The organism is Vagococcus intermedius, assembly GCF_029144185.1.
Classification (GTDB): domain Bacteria; phylum Bacillota; class Bacilli; order Lactobacillales; family Vagococcaceae; genus Vagococcus_D; species Vagococcus_D intermedius.
In genome coordinates this window covers 1,153,556-1,170,284 of the sequence record NZ_CP110232.1, presented here as the reverse complement: position 1 = coordinate 1,170,284, position 16,729 = coordinate 1,153,556, and the positions used below count along the sequence as shown (strand labels likewise).

The following is a 16,729-nucleotide window of genomic DNA, read 5'->3' as shown; positions in this document are numbered from 1 at the left end:
CAAAGAAATGTTATAGTTATTTATATAGGGGAGATATGATATGAAAGTCTGTTTTGCTGATAAGAAAAAAGATCCAATAGATGGAAAACCACTGTTAATGTCGATAAGTAAAGTTGAGTCTTTTGAAGGTGTCTACAAGAGGTCTATGCATTTTCATAAAGATTTTTTAGAAGTCGTTTTAGTCACAAAAGGTAAAGGGGAATATTTAATTGATGGCCGTAGTTATCTAGTAAAACAAGGGGATTTGCTTATTTTTAATAGCTTAGTTGCTCATGATGAATATTTAAGACAAGATAAACTAGTAGAAACATATTGTTGTAGCATTACCAATATTTGTAAAAAAGGATTACGAGAAAACACCTTAATTCCAGATAATATATGTCCTGTTTTCGATACAGGTAAGCATTTCAATCGAATAAAGGTCCTAATGAGTCTTTTATTTGATTTGTTGCAAGATAATGACCCAATTAATAACCAGACAGTACAATCTTTATTTGAAGTCTACTTAAAGTATATTGAAGATAATCTTTTTAATCACTTCACTTATTTTAATGATAATGTTAGTAAAGACTTGATGCATCAAGTCAAAACATATTTAGAAACACATTATAATGAAAAAATTGCATTAGATAGTTTAGCACAGTTAGTGAATGTAAGTCCCTATTATTTAGCTCATCAGTTTAAAAAACATTACAATTGTTCACCAGTTAATTATTTAATTAAAATGAGAATCGGTGAGGCCCAAACATTACTCCAAAATACGAAATACAGTGTTACAGATATCGCATTTCGGGTTGGATTTAATAATTTAAGTCACTTTCAGACAACCTTTAAAAAACATACAGGTAAGACACCGAAAAGATATCGTCAAGATTATCAAAAAATTAATAAAATTGATTAATTTTATTTAATTAATGGATACTAACTATCTTTGTTGATAGGGAATAAAAACCCCCTCCTCTCTTAATAACATTATTAAGAGAGGAGGGGGTTTTTATCTGTGCTTTATCCTTCAATAGCTGTGTAGATAATTTCTTTTTTTATAAAGAACTCCTTGTACCTATCAGCTATATTATCCGATGAGATAATATGATTAACACTAGATAAAGGGCAATACGTTAAGAGGGTAGATTTGTTGAATTTAGACTCATCAACTACTGCAATGATTTCTGTTGAATTTTGACAGATTTTCTTTTTCATTTCATATTCTAAAGGATCTGAATTTGTTAAGCCGTTATCAATCGTTAGTCCCGTAGCTGCCATAAATGCTTTATTAATATTAAAATTAACTAACTCAGCGCTAGTATCTAATTCAACAAAAGACCGCGTCTTGTAATTATATAAGGACCCTATTACAAACAAGTTCGCGTTATGAAACTCAGAGCACACTTCAACAACATCAAAATTATTAGTTATGATAGTGCAATCAATATCCTTGTCCAAAAAAGTAGGGATTTGAGCTGCTGTAGTTCCAGAATCTATATATATAACGTCCCCTTCTTTGATGAGAGATGATGCAAATTCGGCAATATTTCGTTTCTGTTCTCTATGAAAATCATCGCGTTTTTCGTAAGAAACAAGTGGTAACCTTTTGGCTTTTATCCCACCGTATACTTTTTCAATCACGTCTCTTTCTACTAACTCATTAATATCTCGACGGATTGTATTTTTAGAAACATCAAACTCATCACATAGTTCCTCGATAGAAACTGTCTCTAATTTTAATACCATTTTTTCAATTTCATCTATTCTTTTGGATTTCAAAATAACCAAACCTCCTTAAAAATTCTTATAAATTCATTTATAGTATAACATAGATAGGGTTAAAACCAAGCATAAACACGAAAAACACCAACATATGTTGTTCTTTTTGGTTAACTCGTGATTACTTTATTGGTATAAGTTGTTGACTTTTTTGCGTTTTTAGATTATTATTTTAATTGTAAGAGTTAATCAAACATTGGAGGAATTAATATGTCAGAAAGAAAATTAAAGAATTATATTGGTGGAACATGGCTTGAGAGTGACACAACTAACTATGAAACTGTGTATAATCCTGCAACAGAAGAAGCTTTATGCGAGGTTCCTTTGTCAACAAAATTAGATTTAGACCACGCAGTAAAAATAGCGGATGAAGCATTTGAATCTTGGAAAAATACAGCGGTTCCAAAAAGAGCAAGAGTCATGTATAAATTTCATGAATTATTAATGGATAATAAAGAAGAATTAGCGAAATTAATCACCATCGAAAATGGGAAATCTCTTTCAGAAGCTTTAGGTGAGGTACAAAGAGGAATTGAAAATGTAGAATTTGCTGCTAGTGCACCAACTTTAATGATGGGAGACTCCTTAACATCTATTGCAACAGATGTCGAAGCAACGAACTACAAATATCCTCTAGGGGTTGTTGGTGGAATCACACCTTTTAATTTCCCAATGATGGTACCATTTTGGATGTTCCCGATGGCGATTGTTTGTGGAAACACCTTTGTTTTAAAACCTTCAGAAAAAACACCGTTGTTATCTGAAAAAATAGCTGAATTATTAGAAGAGTCTGGTTTACCAAAAGGTGTCTTTAACATTGTGTTTGGTGCTCACGATATTGTAAACGGTTTATTAGAACACGAGAAAGTTAAAGCGATTTCATTTGTTGGCTCACAACCTGTTGGTCAATATGTTTATCAGGAAGGAACTAAAAACTTAAAGCGTGTCCAATCATTAACAGGTGCTAAAAATCATAGCATTATTTTAAAAGACGCTAATTTAGATACTACCATTAAAAACATTATATCCGCTGCTTATGGTTCAGCTGGGGAACGTTGTATGGCCTGTACTGTTGTCACAGTTGAAGAGGACATTGCTGATGAATTTATCGAACGTTTGACACAAGCGGCAAAAGAAATAAAAATCGGGAATGGTTTGGATGAAGGAACGTTCTTAGGACCTGTTATTAGGAAAGAAAATCAAGAAAGAACATTTAAATATATTGAAAAAGGTCTAGAAGAGGGCGCTAATTTAATCTTGGATGGTCGTGAAAATTTACCTAGCGAAGGTTATTTTGTTGGACCAACTATTTTTACTGATGTGACAACTGATATGACAATTTGGAAAGATGAAATTTTTGCACCAGTCTTGTCAGTTATTCGTGTGAAAAACTTACAAGAAGGGATTGAGATAGCTAATAAATCAGAATTTGCTAATGGAGCATGCCTATTCAGTAATAACGCTAGTGCGATTCGTTACTTTAGAGAAAATATTGATGCTGGTATGTTAGGGATTAATCTTGGAGTACCTGCTCCTGTTTCGTTCTTTGCCTTTTCAGGATACAAATCTTCATTCTATGGCGATTTACATTGTAATGGTAAAGATAGCGTTGAGTTTTATACACACCGTAAAGTGGTGACAGCTCGTTATGGTCAAGAAGATATTTAAGGAGTGAGTCAAGTGAGTCGATTAAAAAGAGAAGTCATTAATTTTAAAATAGATGAAAACGTGACACTATTACAGCACATTTCAAAAGAGAATAGTCTTTTAAATTATGTCGAAGTACAAGTCTTCAAATTAGCTCCCGGTGGTAGCCTTACAGTTACTACCGAAGACCGTGAGGTCTGTGCAGTTGCCTTGACTGGAAAATATAAAATGTGTGAAGGCGAGCATCTGTTTAACTCAGTAGGAACTAGAAAATCTGTTTTTGAGCGAATTCCGACTGACAGTGTTTATGTCCCTTGTAAAAAAGAACTGAAGATTGACTGTTTAGAGCCAGGCAACATTATCTTATGCTATACCCCATCATCTGATAATAAAAAAATCACAACACTAATACGTGCTAATGAGAATTCAATTGAAGCGCGGGGGAAATATAATAATAAGCGCTTAGTGCATAATATTTTAGATGACCAAAGTGAAATTGCTGAAAATTTATTAGTCGTAGAAGTGTATACGGATTCAGCTAACTGGTCTAGTTATCCGCCTCATAAACATGATCAAGATAATTTGCCTCATGAGTCCTTTTTGGAAGAAACTTACTATCATGAGATGGATTCGGACAAAGGGTTTGTCTATCAGCGCGTCTACACTGATGACCGAATTTTAGATGAAACAATGGCTGTTTATAATCAGGAAATGGTGATTGTACCAAAAGGCTATCATCCAGTAAGCGTACCTGATGGCTATAATGGTTATTATTTAAATATAATGGCAGGCCCTACAAAAATTTGGAAATTTAATAACGAAAAAGACCACGAATGGATAATCAATCGTGACTAAGAAGGAGAGTTTTTCATGAGTAAAAAATTTGATTTTATCGCTATTGGTAGAGCAGCAATTGATTTGAATGCTGTCGAATATAATCGACCTATGGAAGAGACACATACTTTTTCTAAATACGTAGGAGGATCACCAGCTAATATCGCTATTGGTGCTGCTAAGTTAGGAATGAAAGTGGGTTTTATTGGTAAACTCTCAGAAGATCAACATGGGCATTATATAAAATCATACTTGGAAGACTCAAATGTTGATACAGGAGGAGTCGTCTTTGATAAAGATGGGCATAAATCAGGTTTAGCCTTTACAGAGATTAGAAGCCCAGAAGAGTGTAGTATTTTAATGTATCGAGACGAGGTAGCTGATCTATTCCTTACACCAGAAGAAGTTTCAGAAGAATATTTAAAAAATACGGAAGCTTTAGTAGTTTCTGGAACAGCTTTAGCCCAAAGTCCGTCAAGAGAAGCTATTTTAAAAGCAGTCGCTCTAGCAAAGGATAACGATATTAAGATTATTTTTGAGTTAGACTACCGTCCATATACATGGAAAAATCCAGAAGAAGTAGCGGTGTATTATTCTTTAGTAGCGCGTGAGTCTTCCGTAGTTATTGGAACCCGCGACGAATTTGATATGATGGAAAATTTAAAAGATGGTAACGATCACGCAAGTGCTGATTATTTATTCAATTATGAACCTGAGTTAGTGATTATTAAACATGGTGTCAAAGGCTCATATGCATTTGAAAAAAATGGGAAGACTCATCGAGGATACGCCTATAAATCAGATGTATTAAAAACTTTTGGTGCAGGCGACTCTTATGCGGCAGCTTTCATTACGGCTCTTTCTCATGGTAAACCAGTCGATGAAGCATTAAAATATGGGAGTGCTTCAGCAGCTATTGTAGTTAGTAAACATAGTTCATCTGATGCTATGCCTAACTTGGAAGAAATCGAAGCTTTAATTGAAAAACAATCAGAAAGTTACGGAAAATAAAAAAGGATAGGTGAAAAAAATGACAATTAAATTAGGAATTGCACCAATTGCTTGGACAAATGACGATTTACCAGAATTAGGTGCAGAAAACAGTTTTGAACAATGTATTAGTGAAATGGCTTTAGCTAGATTTACTGGGACTGAAATTGGTAATAAGTATCCTAAAGATCCTGATGTATTAAAAAGTTATTTAGCACCACGCGGTTTAAATGTTGCAAGTGCTTGGTTTAGTGTCTATTTAACAACGAAATCTTATGAAGAAAACGTGCCTGCATTTATTGAACACCGTGATTTTTTACATGCAATGGGAGCCAAAGTAATTGTTATATCTGAACAAGGTCACAGTATTCAAGGATTAGATAAACCAATCTATCAAGATAAACCAACTTTCACTGAGGAAGAGTGGGATAAGCTAACCACAGGGTTGGAAAAATTAGGAGAATTGGCTAAAGAGAAAGAGATGACAATCGTCTATCATCATCATATGGGGACAGGAGTTCAAACAACAGAAGAAATTGATCGTTTAATGGCTCATACTGATCCGGAGAAAGTATCTTTATTATTCGATACTGGACATTTAGTATTCTCAGGAGAAGACCCATTAGAGATTTATAAAAAACATCATTCACGAATTAAGCATATTCATTTTAAAGATATTAGAAAAGATAGAATGGCTGTGGTCAAAGAATCTAAGATGAGTTTCTTAGACGGTGTTAAATCAGGTGTATTTACTGTTCCAGGAGATGGCATGATTGATTTTTCTCCTATCTGGAAATTAATAGATGAAAATGATTACGAAGGATGGATTGTGGTAGAAGCAGAGCAAGATCCAGCAAAAGCCAATCCATTTTTATACGCTAAAAAAGCGCGTAATCATATTAAACAAGTAACAGGTTTATAGTCTATATAAGAATCGGAAGTTATGTTAGACAGGGCACAGGTAAGGAAGTGTTCTGTCTAATAATAACGAAAGGAGAAAAGGCACGATGGAATTAGATAGTAAGTCGAGAAAAAATCTTAGTAAGATAGCATGTATTTCAACATTTGGTGGGTTGTTATTCGGTTATAATACCGGCGTCATGAACGGAGCCTTATCGTTCATGTCACGTCCAGAGGAATTAAACCTAACACCTCTATCTGAAGGGTTAGTAACCAGCCTCTTAACTTTAGGTGCTGCTTTTGGTGCACTATTTGGAGGTAGGTTGTCCGATACATTTGGTCGTCGTAAAATGATTTGGTTTATGTCAATTATTTTCTTCTTAGGATCAGGTGCGTGCGCACTAGCTCCTAATACTACGATGATGATTATTGCTCGTTTTTGTTTAGGATTGGCAGTGGGAGCAGCGTCTGTAATAGTTCCTACTTACTTAGCAGAAATATCTACGACGGAAACGCGAGGTAAAATTGTCACTCAAAATGAATTGATGATTGTGGCGGGGCAATTAGTTGCTTTTTTAATTAATGCTATTTTAGGCACTTTATTTGGGGAAATACCCGGTGTTTGGAGAGTAATGCTTGTTGTTTCTATTTTGCCAGCATTTGTGTTATTTTTTGGTATGAGAAAAGTACCAGAATCTCCTAGGTGGTTATTTTTACATTCGACTAAAGAAAAAACATTGAGCGCTTTAAAAGTAATCAGAAGCGAAGAAGGTTCACGGGATGAATTAGAACGCATCAGTATTTCATTAAAACGTGAAAAAGAGAATGTAGAAAAAACTAAGTTAAGTTTAGCAGATTTTAAAATACCTTGGATGAGAAAGTTATTATTTTTAGGTATCGGTTTAGGTGTCATGCAACAGATTATTGGAATTAATATTATGATTTACTATGGAACCGTTATCTTAATAGAATCAGGTATGGGAGAAAGTGTCTCGCTGATTGCGAACGTTTCTAATGGGGTTGTATCGGTACTAGCGATTATTGTCGGAATGAACGTGATGCACAAAGTGGATCGGAGAAAAATGATTATAACCGGTATTATTGGGACTACTTTTTCTATGACAGCATTAACCGCATGTCTTTTCATAATTCCTGATTCAACGATGTTACCGATTTTTGTTATAGTTCTAACTGTTATTTTTATAGCCTTTTTCCAAGGTTGTATCGGACCAGTGACTTGGCTATTACTATCTGAAATATTTCCTCAAAAGATTCGTGGCCTAGGTATGGGGATCTCAACTTTCTTTTTATGGATTGCTAATTTCTTAGTAGCCCTAATGTTCCCAATCTTATTAGCTTCAATTGGCATCAGTTATACTTTCTTATTGTTTACAGTTTTTAATTTTGGTTCATTATTATTCGCAATTAAAAAAGTACCCGAAACAAGAGGGAAAACGTTAGAAGAAATAGAATTAGATTTTAAATTTGGAGTTGAGTAAACTAAAAGTAGTGTGCTAAATATTATATAAATAACAACAAAAACTTTTGTTAGCTAATCCTAACAAAAGTTTTTGTTGTTATTTATATGGCTAACTTATGATTGGTAGGCAATCATAAGTTAGCCATGTCTTCAAGAAGAAGCTCAAGAAAATCTTATATACACTTTCTTTGTTTCACCTTATTGTTGTTAAGTTATAATTGTCATATATGTTTAAAGATGGTCTACAATATTAACAAGTCTATTCAGCATTTGAGTAAGGTCTCTTTCTTTATTTTTTAAAGTAATAACATCAAATAATTTAATAAATTCTAGCTTAATTCAAAAGTCAACAATTATCAGTTTCATATCAAATCACCGGTTAAAAATTGTGCTTTCCCATCAGAAAACGACCAATCAGCATTGCCATTTTCTGTAAAGCTAATGATAATATCTTGTTTATTTATTTGATATGTTTGATGTAACGTTTCATTCACTAATTTATAAAAAGTTACTTTTTCGTGTTCACTACGTTGTCTACTAGTAATTTCAATCAATAAACGTTGACTAGTGCGAGTAAATCCTAAGCCGGTATCCTCTAATATTAAGAACGATTCATCAATTTCATTTAATACTTGATAACGATCTCCAAAAGGGACGTTGAAAGCTTTGACTACACAATTATGTATATCGTCCAACATATTTTTTAACAAGATAGGGTCATGACCTTTGACTACTGATACTTTAATTAATGGCATTTTAACATCCTCCAATAGTTATTTTTTACTACATATTTATCATACTATACAATTAACAGGAGTTAAAGTTTTTTGATTAAATGATGGTAACATCTTTGTTACTTTGTGGTTTTTAAAAGAGTTTTTGTTGACTAAAATTATATATTGTATTAAAATATAACTATAAAGATACTCAAACAATCATTTTTGGTAGCGGATACAATTGTTTCGATATCTCTAAAATTTATTTGAGAAAGTGAGAATGTTATGACCAAGACGATAAAATTAACAACAGCCCAAGCATTAATTAAATTTTTGAATCAACAATATATTTTTGTTGATGGTGAAGAATTACCATTTGTTGAAGGAATATTCCATATTTATGGGCACGGTAATGTATTAGGGATTGGTGAAGCTTTAGAAAATGATCCTGGTCATTTAAAAAGTTTTCAAGGAAAAAGTGAGCAAGGAATGGCTCATGCGGCGATAGCTTTTTCTAAACAGTCCTTACGTAAAAAAATTTATGCTGTTTCAACCTCTTCAGGTCCAGGATCAGCCAATCTATTAACAGCAGCTGGGACAGCATTTACTAATAATATACCTGTTTTATTTTTACCAGCAGATACTTTTGCTACCCGTCAACCAGATCCTGTCTTACAGCAGCTAGAACAACCTTCTAGTTGTGCTATTACTACCAATGATGCATTCAAACCATTATCTCGTTATTGGGATCGAGTTCAACGGCCAGAGCAATTGATGAGTGCTTTAATTCGCGCTTTTGAAGTGATGACAAATCCTGAAACTGCAGGACCTGCAACTATTTGTATCTCACAAGATGTCGAAGGGGAAGCGTTTGATTATCCTGTAGAATTTTTTAACAAACGTATTCATTATGTTGACAGAAAGTTGCCTAATGACCGTGAAATTGAAAACGCTATATCGATAATTAAAAATAGTAAACGGCCTGTTATCATAGTTGGTGGTGGTGCAAAATATTCTGAAGCACGAGAAGAATTACTAGAAATTTCTGAAAGATATCGCATCCCATTGGTTGGGACATATGCAGGAAAATCAACTGTTTCTTTTGATTTTAAATATAACTTAGGAGGGGTTGGGGTTTTAGGTACATCTGCGGCGAACCAAGTAGTTATGGATTCAGATTTAATTATTGGTATTGGAACTCGCTATAGTGATTTTACAACGTCTTCTAAGACCATTTTTAATTTTGAGCATTGTCGATTTTTAAATATTAATATTAGTCGTTTTCAAGCGTATAAATTTGACGCTGATCAAATTGTTGGCGATGCAAAAATTAGTTTAAAGAAAGTCATCCAAGATTTAGGTGAGTATCAAACAGCATATACAGAGGAAGAACTCACTAATAAGAAAGAAGAATGGTTATTAGAGCGCCATAGATTAAGCAATGTAACATTTAACCGTCAAAATTTCACTCCAGAAATAGCGAAACATTTTTCACAAACAAAACTCAATGATTATGCAGATACTTTAAAAACAGAATTAACTCAAAGTAGCGTGTTCATCAAAGTGAATGATTTAGTAGATGATAATGCGATTGTGGTAGCTGCGGCAGGGAGCATTCCTGGAGATATGCAACGATTGTGGAACGCTAGTGTCGAAAATACTTATCACTTAGAGTATGGTTATTCAACAATGGGATATGAGATAGCTGGCGCTTTGGGCGCTAAATTAGCTGCACCATCTCAGGAAAGTTATGCTTTTTTAGGTGACGGTAGCTTTTTAATGCTTCATACAGAATTGGTAACAGCTTTACAGTATGGGCAAAAAATCAATATTATTTTACTTGATAATTCAGGATATGGTTGTATCAATAACCTCCAAATGGAACATGGTAATGGGAGTCAAGGAACGGAGTTAAGAAATTATAATGACGAAATCATGACTATTGATTATAAAAAAATAGCAGAAGGTTATGGAATGACCTCTTATACCGTGACTACCATGGCGGAGTTGGAAGAAGCATTGCTAGATTCTAAAAAACAAAAAACATCGACTTTGATCGATATTAAAGTTTTACCTAAAACGATGAGTAATGATTGTGTAGGCAGTTGGTGGCATGTCGGAGTAGCGGATATTTCAAAAAATAAGGCAGTCCAGTTAGCAAGTGAGAAACAATTAGCAAAATTATTAAATGCTAAAAAATATTAAATTAAAAAGCTATTTAAGATATCAGTCTTAAATAGCTTTTTAATTTATTTTTTTAATAGAATAACACCAAAACATAACATTATTATAGCTAAAAAATCCTTGCCCGTTATTGGTATAACTGGTGAGCCAAACCATCCTAAAGTATCAATAAGCAAGGCAATGATTAATTGTCCGCACAAGAACGAGGAAATGTAAGAAGCATATCCTATTTTAGTCGGTAAAATAATGCTAGTAAGAACGATAACAGCACTAAAAACCCCACCACTAAACAGCCACCAATCTTTAACGTTGAACGACGTAATCATAATAGGAGATTTGTTATGTTTGTGCAGGGCGATAACCAGCATAATTATCCCACCAACTAAATTACTTATAGCTCCTGATAAGAAAGTAGAGTTTATTTTTTTATTTAGTTGATTATTCACAGCTGCTTGAATAGGAGATAAACAGCCTACTACAATAGCTATTAAAAGTAAGATAAAAGAAATCATCAATATTCAACCTTTCCTTTGACAATGGCAACTATCAATTGTTTAAAAATCAGTAATATAAATGAAATGATCGCTATCTTTTGCAAATAATTCCCATACAGCGAGTCAGTGAGTATTATTAATTTGGATTAGTAACCTTATTTTTAACTATTTTAGTCCTGAAGAATCTGCCATTCCCATTTTAAATTTATGACTTATAGTTATTTTCTTTCTTGTTACTATATAAACAATAATATGTTATCAATAATTAGTCAACATTTTAATGTTTATAACCACCAAGTTACCATGAAGTAAATAAAACTTAACCAAAAGTATTGATTTTTTCTTTTTTTAAGAGTAATATACTCATTGTAAGCGTAAGCAGTTAATTTTTAACACGCTTAACTATTTTGCTAATATTATGAGGAGGAACAAACATGTCAGCGATTAAATTAGGTATTATCGGGTTTGGGAGAATAGGAAAGGTTCATTATGAAAACATTAAAAATAATCCAGCCTATGATGTGACATTTATCTGTGATATCAATCAGGAAGCTTGTTCAAAAGAATCGCTCCCAAGTAGCATTGATTTTGTGAATGATTATACTAGAGTGTTATCTTCAGATCGAGTTGAGGCTATCATGATTTGTACGCCAACAGATTTACATCCTGAAATTATCACGGCTGCAGCTAAAGCTAAGAAAAATATCTTTTGTGAAAAACCAATCGGGTTTAACATGGACGAAATAATGCAAGCGTATACAGCAGTTAAAGAAAATGATGTTATTTTCCAATTAGGGTTTAACCGTCGATTTGATGAAGATTTTTTAGCAATTCATCAAACTTTAAAAAAAGTTGGAGACCCTCACATTTTAAAAATTACTTCTCGTGACCCAGAAGCACCTTCTATGGAATACGTAAAAAGTTCGGGTGGTTTGTTTATGGATATGGCCATTCATGATTTTGACATGGCTCGATATATGATGGGCGAAGTAACAGAAGTATTCGTTCAAGGTGATGCTTTGGTAAATCCAGATGTAGCAAATTACAATGATATTGATACAGCTATTATCTCTTTGAAATTTAAAAATAAAGCCCTTGGTGTGATTGATAATAGTCGCCAAGCAGTTTATGGTTATGATCAACGCCTGGAGGTATTCGGAAATAAAGGAATGTTAGCTAATGCTAACCATACTATAGCAAACACTGTTTATTCCTCTGATGAAGGTGTGGTATCAGAAAAACCTCAGTACTTCTTTTTAGAAAGATACCAACAATCTTATGCTACAGAAATGAATTATTTCGCCAATTCAATCATCAATGGCATTCCAGTTGCATGTACGATAGAAGATGGGATTATGGCTGTTAAAATTGCAATAGCTGCTAAAGAATCATTCGAGACAGGAAAACCAGTAGCCGTGTACGCCGATCTTATTTAGTTAAAATTATGATTACCTTTGTTCATCAAATGTGAATCAAAAAATAACCAAAAACGGTTAGGGGTCAAAAATAGGAGGGGTTAGCGGTGGATAGTAGTAAACAAAGTCAGAAGTTAATTATGAAAGTTGCATTAATTGTAACGATTGGAGCATTGTTATTTGGGTACAACACAGCAGTTGTCAATGGCGCTTTAGGATTTTTGGAGAAAGATTTTGGAATAAGCTCTTTCCAAAAAGGCTGGGTATCTTCAGCTTTAACCTTATCAGCGGCATTTGGAGCAGTTTTTGGTGGAACAATTAGTGATAAGATAGGCCGAAAGAAAACACTGCGGCTCATCGCTTGGATCTTTTTATTGGGTGCTATAGGTTGTTCATTATCTTTAAACTTTATCCAATTAGTCACTGCTAGATTCTTTTTAGGTTTAGCTGTAGGGTCAGCTTCAGCAGTTATCCCTATGTATTTAAGTGAAATTTCTAGCCCTGAGCAACGTGGTAAGATGGTTGGTTTAAATCAAGTTATGATTGTTGGTGGACAGTTTTTATCATTCTTAATTAATGCAATTTTAGGAAATATGTTTATGGATAACAATCAAGTATGGAAATTAATGATGGGAACAGCTGCTATTCCAGCGATTTTTATGTTAATCGGAATGACTAAAGTGTTTGAATCACCAAAATGGTTAGCTAAACAAGGGAAAATGGCTAAAGCAATTGAAATCATTAAAGGAATTTATAGCGGTGAAGAACAAGCTTACGAATTAAATGAATTAGAGAAAATCTCACAGCAAAACAATGATAATCAAAGTGAAACCAAAGGGAAAATCCCTGGATGGGCTATCCGAGTATTGCTTATCGGGTGTTCTTTAGGTGTTATTCAACAATTTGTTGGGATTAATGCCATTATGTACTATGGTACTGAAATATTAAATATTTATGGCTTTAGTGAGAGTGCAGCTTTAACGTTCAATGTATTAAATGGTGTCATTTGTGTAGTAGCCTCAATGGTAGGTATGCTAATTGTTGATAAATTAGGTAGAAAAAAATTGGAAAACATTGGCTTGTCTATTTGCGCAGTAGCGCTTGTCTTAGTCAGTTTAACCTCACAGTTATTAGCAGAACAAAGTTTTACACCTTACTTGGCGTTAGTACTAATTTTTATTTATATTTTTGCTTTCCAAGGAGCTGTTGGGCCCGTTACTTGGATTTTAATCTCAGAGATATTTCCAGCCAAATATCGCGGGACTTTTTCAGGGATTGCGGTGTTCGTCTTGTGGATCGCTAACTTCTTTATTGGGTTATTCTTCCCAGTCTTAATTGAAACGATTGGGATTAATGCCACATTCTATAGTTTTGCAGTCTGTGCCGTAATCGGGATGATTGTAGTGAATATTTTTGTACCTGAAACGAAAGGGAAGACTTTAGAAGAAATCGAACAGTTTTTTAATAAATAAACAATATAGTAATAGTCGAATGGAGTGTCAATTGAAATGGATAAAGTTAAAATCGGAGTCATTGGTTTAGGTCGCTTAGGGATGGTTCATACAGAACATTTAGTAACACTTATTAGTGATGCAGAGGTTATAGCCGTCTGCGCCGTGGATAAAGAGCAACTGATGTTTGCTGAGGAGAACTTTGGAGTGACAACTTATGACGATTATAAAAAAATGATCGATGAAGCACCTATCGATGCAGTGGTAATCGTTGCACCTACTGGGTTCCATCCTGAAATGACTGAATATGCTTTAAATGCAGGTAAGCATGTTTTTTGTGAAAAACCTTTAGGGTTAGAAATGCCAGAAGTTGAAGATATGGCTACGCAAATCAATGCTCATTCTGATTTGGTTTTCCAATTAGGTTTTATGCGTCGTTTTGATGCTTCGTATCGTCATGCGAAAGAAATTATTGATGCTAATGGAATAGGGGATATTATCTATATTAGAGCTTATGGAATCGATCCTATTTCAGGTATGGAAAGTTTTACTAAATTTGCTACGGATAATGATAGTGGTGGTATTTTTGTTGATATGTGTATTCACGACATCGACCTAATTAGATGGTATACCGGAATGGATCCAGTTGAAACTTGGGCTGTTGGTAATGATATTGCCGCACCACAATTAAAAGCTATCGGAGAATTTGAAACAGGGGTAGCAACATTACGATTTGAAAATAATATGGTAGCAACTTTGATAGGTGGTCGCCATGCGGCTCATGGTAATCAAGTTGAGATGGAAATAATGGGGTCCAACGGTTGGATTAGAATCGCTCAAGAACCAGAAAAAGATTTTGTAACTTTGTTTACAAATGCGGGCGTTGTTCGTCCAAGTATGCAAAGTTTCTCAGAACGTTTCGAAGAAGCTTTCATTACAGAATTAAAAGATTTTATCGTAAACGTTAAAACTAATTGTCAATCTGATATTTCAGTAGATGACGGCATTAAAGCTTTAAAAATAGCTAAAGCCTGTAAGGTATCGGCTGAAACAGGTGACGTAGTCAAAATAGAGTTGTCATAACTATTATAAAAGTAAAGTAAGGAGATTTTAATTTTGAAAAGATTGACATGTGGTGTAATAGGTGCAGGTAGAGTAGGGTTAATGCACATTGAAAATTTATTATCTTTATCAACAATTAACATCGTAGGTGTTTCAGATTTATTTATAGAAAATAGCAAAACTTATTTAAATGATTTAGGTATTTATAATTTGTATGCGGATTATGAAGAGTTATTAAAAGATGATTCAATTGAAGCAGTCTTTATTTTTTCTTCAACGGATACGCATGAAGAAATAACAATTGCTGCAGCTCGTGCTGGCAAACACATTTTCTGTGAAAAACCGTTAAGTATGGATTTGAAAGAATCTGCAAGTATTAATGTTTTAAGAGAAGTAACAAAAAATAATGTTTTATTGCAGATAGGTTTTAACCGACGGGTTGATCTACAATTTAAAACTATTTATGAACAAATTCAAGCTGGTGCAATTGGAGACCCTCAAATCGTGAAGATTACTTCACGTGACCCTGATTTATTACCACATGACTTGATTAAAAGGATTGGTGGCTTATTATTTGACTTTACGATGCATGATTTTGATATGGCTCGTTACATGATGCAAAGTAACATCGTGGAAGTTTATGCCAAAGGAGGGACATTGATAGATCCTAGTTTAAAAAATATTGGAGATGTTGATACCTTGGCGATTGTTTTAGAATTTGAAAATGGCGCCTTCGGTTTAATTGATAATAGTAGGCGGGCTGTTTATGGTTATGACCAACGAGTAGAAGTATTCGGAACAAAAGGTATGTTGAAAGCTGAGAATGTCTCAGAATCAACTGTCGAACTGTATACTGCTAAAAAACAAAGTATGAAAAATCCATTACCAATCTTTACGGAACGCTATCGTTACGCTTATAAAGAAGAAGTGAACCAATTTGTTGAAGCGGTGCTTGAAGGCTGTCCACTAGTGGCTGATGGTTTTGATGTTATAATGGCACAACGTGTGGCTACAGCGGCACAAGAGTCACTTTTGACGGGGAAACCAGTTAAAGTAGATCCATCTTTACCAATAATAGAATAACAAGAGATGTAAAAAACTGCCTAAATTAATTAGGCAGTTTTTTTACATCTCTTTATTTAATTTTACAATATACAGATAAACAAATAATTCGTAAAGTAAAAATAAAGAGATGAGAATGACTGTCAGCCATAAGGGTTGTTTAGTAAAAATAGAAATTACAGATAAAATTATTAAGATAAGATCAAGTAATCTGCCAGCTTTAGCCATTGCGATTGTTTTAATTTCACGATTACGAGGATCATTCATCTCTATCTCATACGATTCTATGCTTTCATTAGTTCTCGTTATTTTCCGGTAATTAATATACTTACCTAATGAGGCACCTACTAAACCAGCACCTAGTCCAATTAGAGAGCTATTTAACCAATCGCTACCTAAATAGCTACCTACGAGGATAAAAATAACACCAATTCCCCCTGATAGTACTAAATAGTTTGTTTTATTTCTTAACATCGTCATCACCCTCCTCATAAATAAATAATTCTTCTACTGTGACATTAAAATATTTTGCTAATTTCATCGCTAAAACAATAGATGGGTTATACCGATCTTTTTCAAGTGAACTAATGGTTTGCCTGGAGACACACATTTTTTTAGCTAATTCATCTTGGCTAATTTTAAGTTCTTTTCGATAGTCACTTAAATTATTTTTCATAGATGCGTTCCTTTCTTAAGTTATATGTAAAGCTAACTTTACATATAACTTACA

Annotated in this window: 16 protein-coding genes; 11 read left to right on the top strand and 5 right to left on the bottom strand. The window is 33.8% G+C overall.

The genetic code is table 11. The features are described from left to right. The first annotated feature begins 40 nt into the window (after window positions 1–40). Entirely contained in the window at window positions 41–901 is an 861-nt protein-coding gene (locus OL234_RS05380) for an AraC family transcriptional regulator (RefSeq protein WP_275468221.1), read from the top strand. A 104-nt stretch (window positions 902–1,005) separates the two neighbouring features. Here OL234_RS05380 and OL234_RS05375 read toward each other — a convergent pair whose 3' ends face one another. Next, window positions 1,006–1,764, bottom strand: a complete 759-nt coding sequence (locus OL234_RS05375; RefSeq protein ID WP_275468220.1) for a DeoR/GlpR family DNA-binding transcription regulator — start codon at window positions 1,762–1,764, stop codon at window positions 1,006–1,008. A 210-nt stretch (window positions 1,765–1,974) separates the two neighbouring features. On the opposite strand from OL234_RS05375, the gene OL234_RS05370 reads away from it, so the two are divergent. The 5 genes from OL234_RS05370 to OL234_RS05350 all read left to right on the top strand — a co-directional run bounded on the left by OL234_RS05370 (window position 1,975) and on the right by OL234_RS05350 (window position 7,634). After that, entirely contained in the window at window positions 1,975–3,432 is a 1,458-nt protein-coding gene (locus tag OL234_RS05370) for a CoA-acylating methylmalonate-semialdehyde dehydrogenase (protein ID WP_275468219.1), read from the top strand. A 12-nt stretch (window positions 3,433–3,444) separates the two neighbouring features. Beyond that, window positions 3,445–4,266: a 5-deoxy-glucuronate isomerase gene (iolB, locus tag OL234_RS05365; protein ID WP_275468218.1), complete on the top strand. Its 822-nt coding sequence runs from the start codon at window positions 3,445–3,447 to the stop codon at window positions 4,264–4,266. A gap of 15 nt (window positions 4,267–4,281) precedes the next feature. Further along, window positions 4,282–5,256, top strand: coding sequence for a 5-dehydro-2-deoxygluconokinase (gene iolC, locus OL234_RS05360; protein WP_275468217.1), 975 nt, complete (start codon window positions 4,282–4,284; stop codon window positions 5,254–5,256). Window positions 5,257–5,275: 19 nt separating this feature from the next. Continuing rightward, complete coding sequence (iolE, locus tag OL234_RS05355) at window positions 5,276–6,157, top strand: myo-inosose-2 dehydratase (protein WP_275468216.1); 882 nt, start codon at window positions 5,276–5,278, stop codon at window positions 6,155–6,157. 85 nt (window positions 6,158–6,242) lie between these two features. Further along, window positions 6,243–7,634, top strand: coding sequence for a sugar porter family MFS transporter (locus OL234_RS05350; RefSeq protein ID WP_275468215.1), 1,392 nt, complete (start codon window positions 6,243–6,245; stop codon window positions 7,632–7,634). 343 nt (window positions 7,635–7,977) lie between these two features. Here OL234_RS05350 and OL234_RS05345 read toward each other — a convergent pair whose 3' ends face one another. Then, window positions 7,978–8,370 (bottom strand): tautomerase family protein, encoded by a 393-nt coding sequence (locus OL234_RS05345; protein WP_275468214.1) that lies wholly within the window; start codon window positions 8,368–8,370, stop codon window positions 7,978–7,980. 246 nt (window positions 8,371–8,616) lie between these two features. Between OL234_RS05345 and iolD the strand changes: the two genes are divergently transcribed. Then, a complete protein-coding gene (gene iolD, locus OL234_RS05340) occupies window positions 8,617–10,536 on the top strand; it encodes a 3D-(3,5/4)-trihydroxycyclohexane-1,2-dione acylhydrolase (decyclizing) (protein WP_275468213.1) in 1,920 nt (639 codons plus the stop codon). A 44-nt stretch (window positions 10,537–10,580) separates the two neighbouring features. Here the strand turns inward: iolD and OL234_RS05335 are convergent, their stop codons facing one another. Further along, window positions 10,581–11,027, bottom strand: coding sequence for a DMT family transporter (locus OL234_RS05335; protein WP_275468212.1), 447 nt, complete (start codon window positions 11,025–11,027; stop codon window positions 10,581–10,583). A gap of 416 nt (window positions 11,028–11,443) precedes the next feature. On the opposite strand from OL234_RS05335, the gene iolG (OL234_RS05330) reads away from it, so the two are divergent. From iolG (OL234_RS05330) to iolG (OL234_RS05315), 4 genes are all read left to right on the top strand, one after another. After that, window positions 11,444–12,445 carry an inositol 2-dehydrogenase gene (iolG, locus tag OL234_RS05330; RefSeq protein ID WP_275468211.1) on the top strand — a complete coding sequence of 334 codons (1,002 nt, stop codon included), beginning with the start codon at window positions 11,444–11,446 and terminating at the stop codon, window positions 12,443–12,445. A gap of 86 nt (window positions 12,446–12,531) precedes the next feature. After that, the gene (locus OL234_RS05325) at window positions 12,532–13,896 is read left to right on the top strand and encodes a sugar porter family MFS transporter (RefSeq protein ID WP_275468210.1); all 1,365 of its coding nucleotides are present in this window, start codon (window positions 12,532–12,534) and stop codon (window positions 13,894–13,896) included. Window positions 13,897–13,920: 24 nt separating this feature from the next. Next, the gene (locus OL234_RS05320) at window positions 13,921–14,958 is read left to right on the top strand and encodes a Gfo/Idh/MocA family oxidoreductase (RefSeq protein ID WP_275468209.1); all 1,038 of its coding nucleotides are present in this window, start codon (window positions 13,921–13,923) and stop codon (window positions 14,956–14,958) included. Window positions 14,959–14,991: 33 nt separating this feature from the next. Next, a complete protein-coding gene (gene iolG, locus OL234_RS05315) occupies window positions 14,992–16,020 on the top strand; it encodes an inositol 2-dehydrogenase (RefSeq protein WP_275468208.1) in 1,029 nt (342 codons plus the stop codon). Window positions 16,021–16,062: 42 nt separating this feature from the next. Here iolG (OL234_RS05315) and OL234_RS05310 read toward each other — a convergent pair whose 3' ends face one another. Both OL234_RS05310 and OL234_RS05305 read right to left on the bottom strand, forming a co-directional pair. After that, entirely contained in the window at window positions 16,063–16,473 is a 411-nt protein-coding gene (locus tag OL234_RS05310) for a hypothetical protein (RefSeq protein ID WP_275468207.1), read from the bottom strand. Next, the gene (locus OL234_RS05305; RefSeq protein WP_275468206.1) at window positions 16,460–16,675 is read right to left on the bottom strand and encodes a helix-turn-helix transcriptional regulator; all 216 of its coding nucleotides are present in this window, start codon (window positions 16,673–16,675) and stop codon (window positions 16,460–16,462) included. The genes OL234_RS05310 and OL234_RS05305 overlap by 14 nt, the downstream gene beginning before the upstream one ends. Window positions 16,676–16,729: the final 54 nt, after the last annotated feature.

Coding starts and splice junctions, on each gene's coding strand:
- OL234_RS05380 (WP_275468221.1), top strand. CDS start 41: ATGAAAGTCTGTTTTGCTGATAAGAAAAAAGATCCAATAGATGGAAAA.
- OL234_RS05370 (WP_275468219.1), top strand. CDS start 1,975: ATGTCAGAAAGAAAATTAAAGAATTATATTGGTGGAACATGGCTTGAG.
- iolC (WP_275468217.1), top strand. CDS start 4,282: ATGAGTAAAAAATTTGATTTTATCGCTATTGGTAGAGCAGCAATTGAT.
- iolE (WP_275468216.1), top strand. CDS start 5,276: ATGACAATTAAATTAGGAATTGCACCAATTGCTTGGACAAATGACGAT.
- OL234_RS05350 (WP_275468215.1), top strand. CDS start 6,243: ATGGAATTAGATAGTAAGTCGAGAAAAAATCTTAGTAAGATAGCATGT.
- OL234_RS05345 (WP_275468214.1), bottom strand. CDS start 8,370: ATGCCATTAATTAAAGTATCAGTAGTCAAAGGTCATGACCCTATCTTG.
- iolD (WP_275468213.1), top strand. CDS start 8,617: ATGACCAAGACGATAAAATTAACAACAGCCCAAGCATTAATTAAATTT.
- OL234_RS05335 (WP_275468212.1), bottom strand. CDS start 11,027: ATGATTTCTTTTATCTTACTTTTAATAGCTATTGTAGTAGGCTGTTTA.
- iolG (WP_275468211.1), top strand. CDS start 11,444: ATGTCAGCGATTAAATTAGGTATTATCGGGTTTGGGAGAATAGGAAAG.
- OL234_RS05310 (WP_275468207.1), bottom strand. CDS start 16,473: ATGTTAAGAAATAAAACAAACTATTTAGTACTATCAGGGGGAATTGGT.
- OL234_RS05305 (WP_275468206.1), bottom strand. CDS start 16,675: ATGAAAAATAATTTAAGTGACTATCGAAAAGAACTTAAAATTAGCCAA.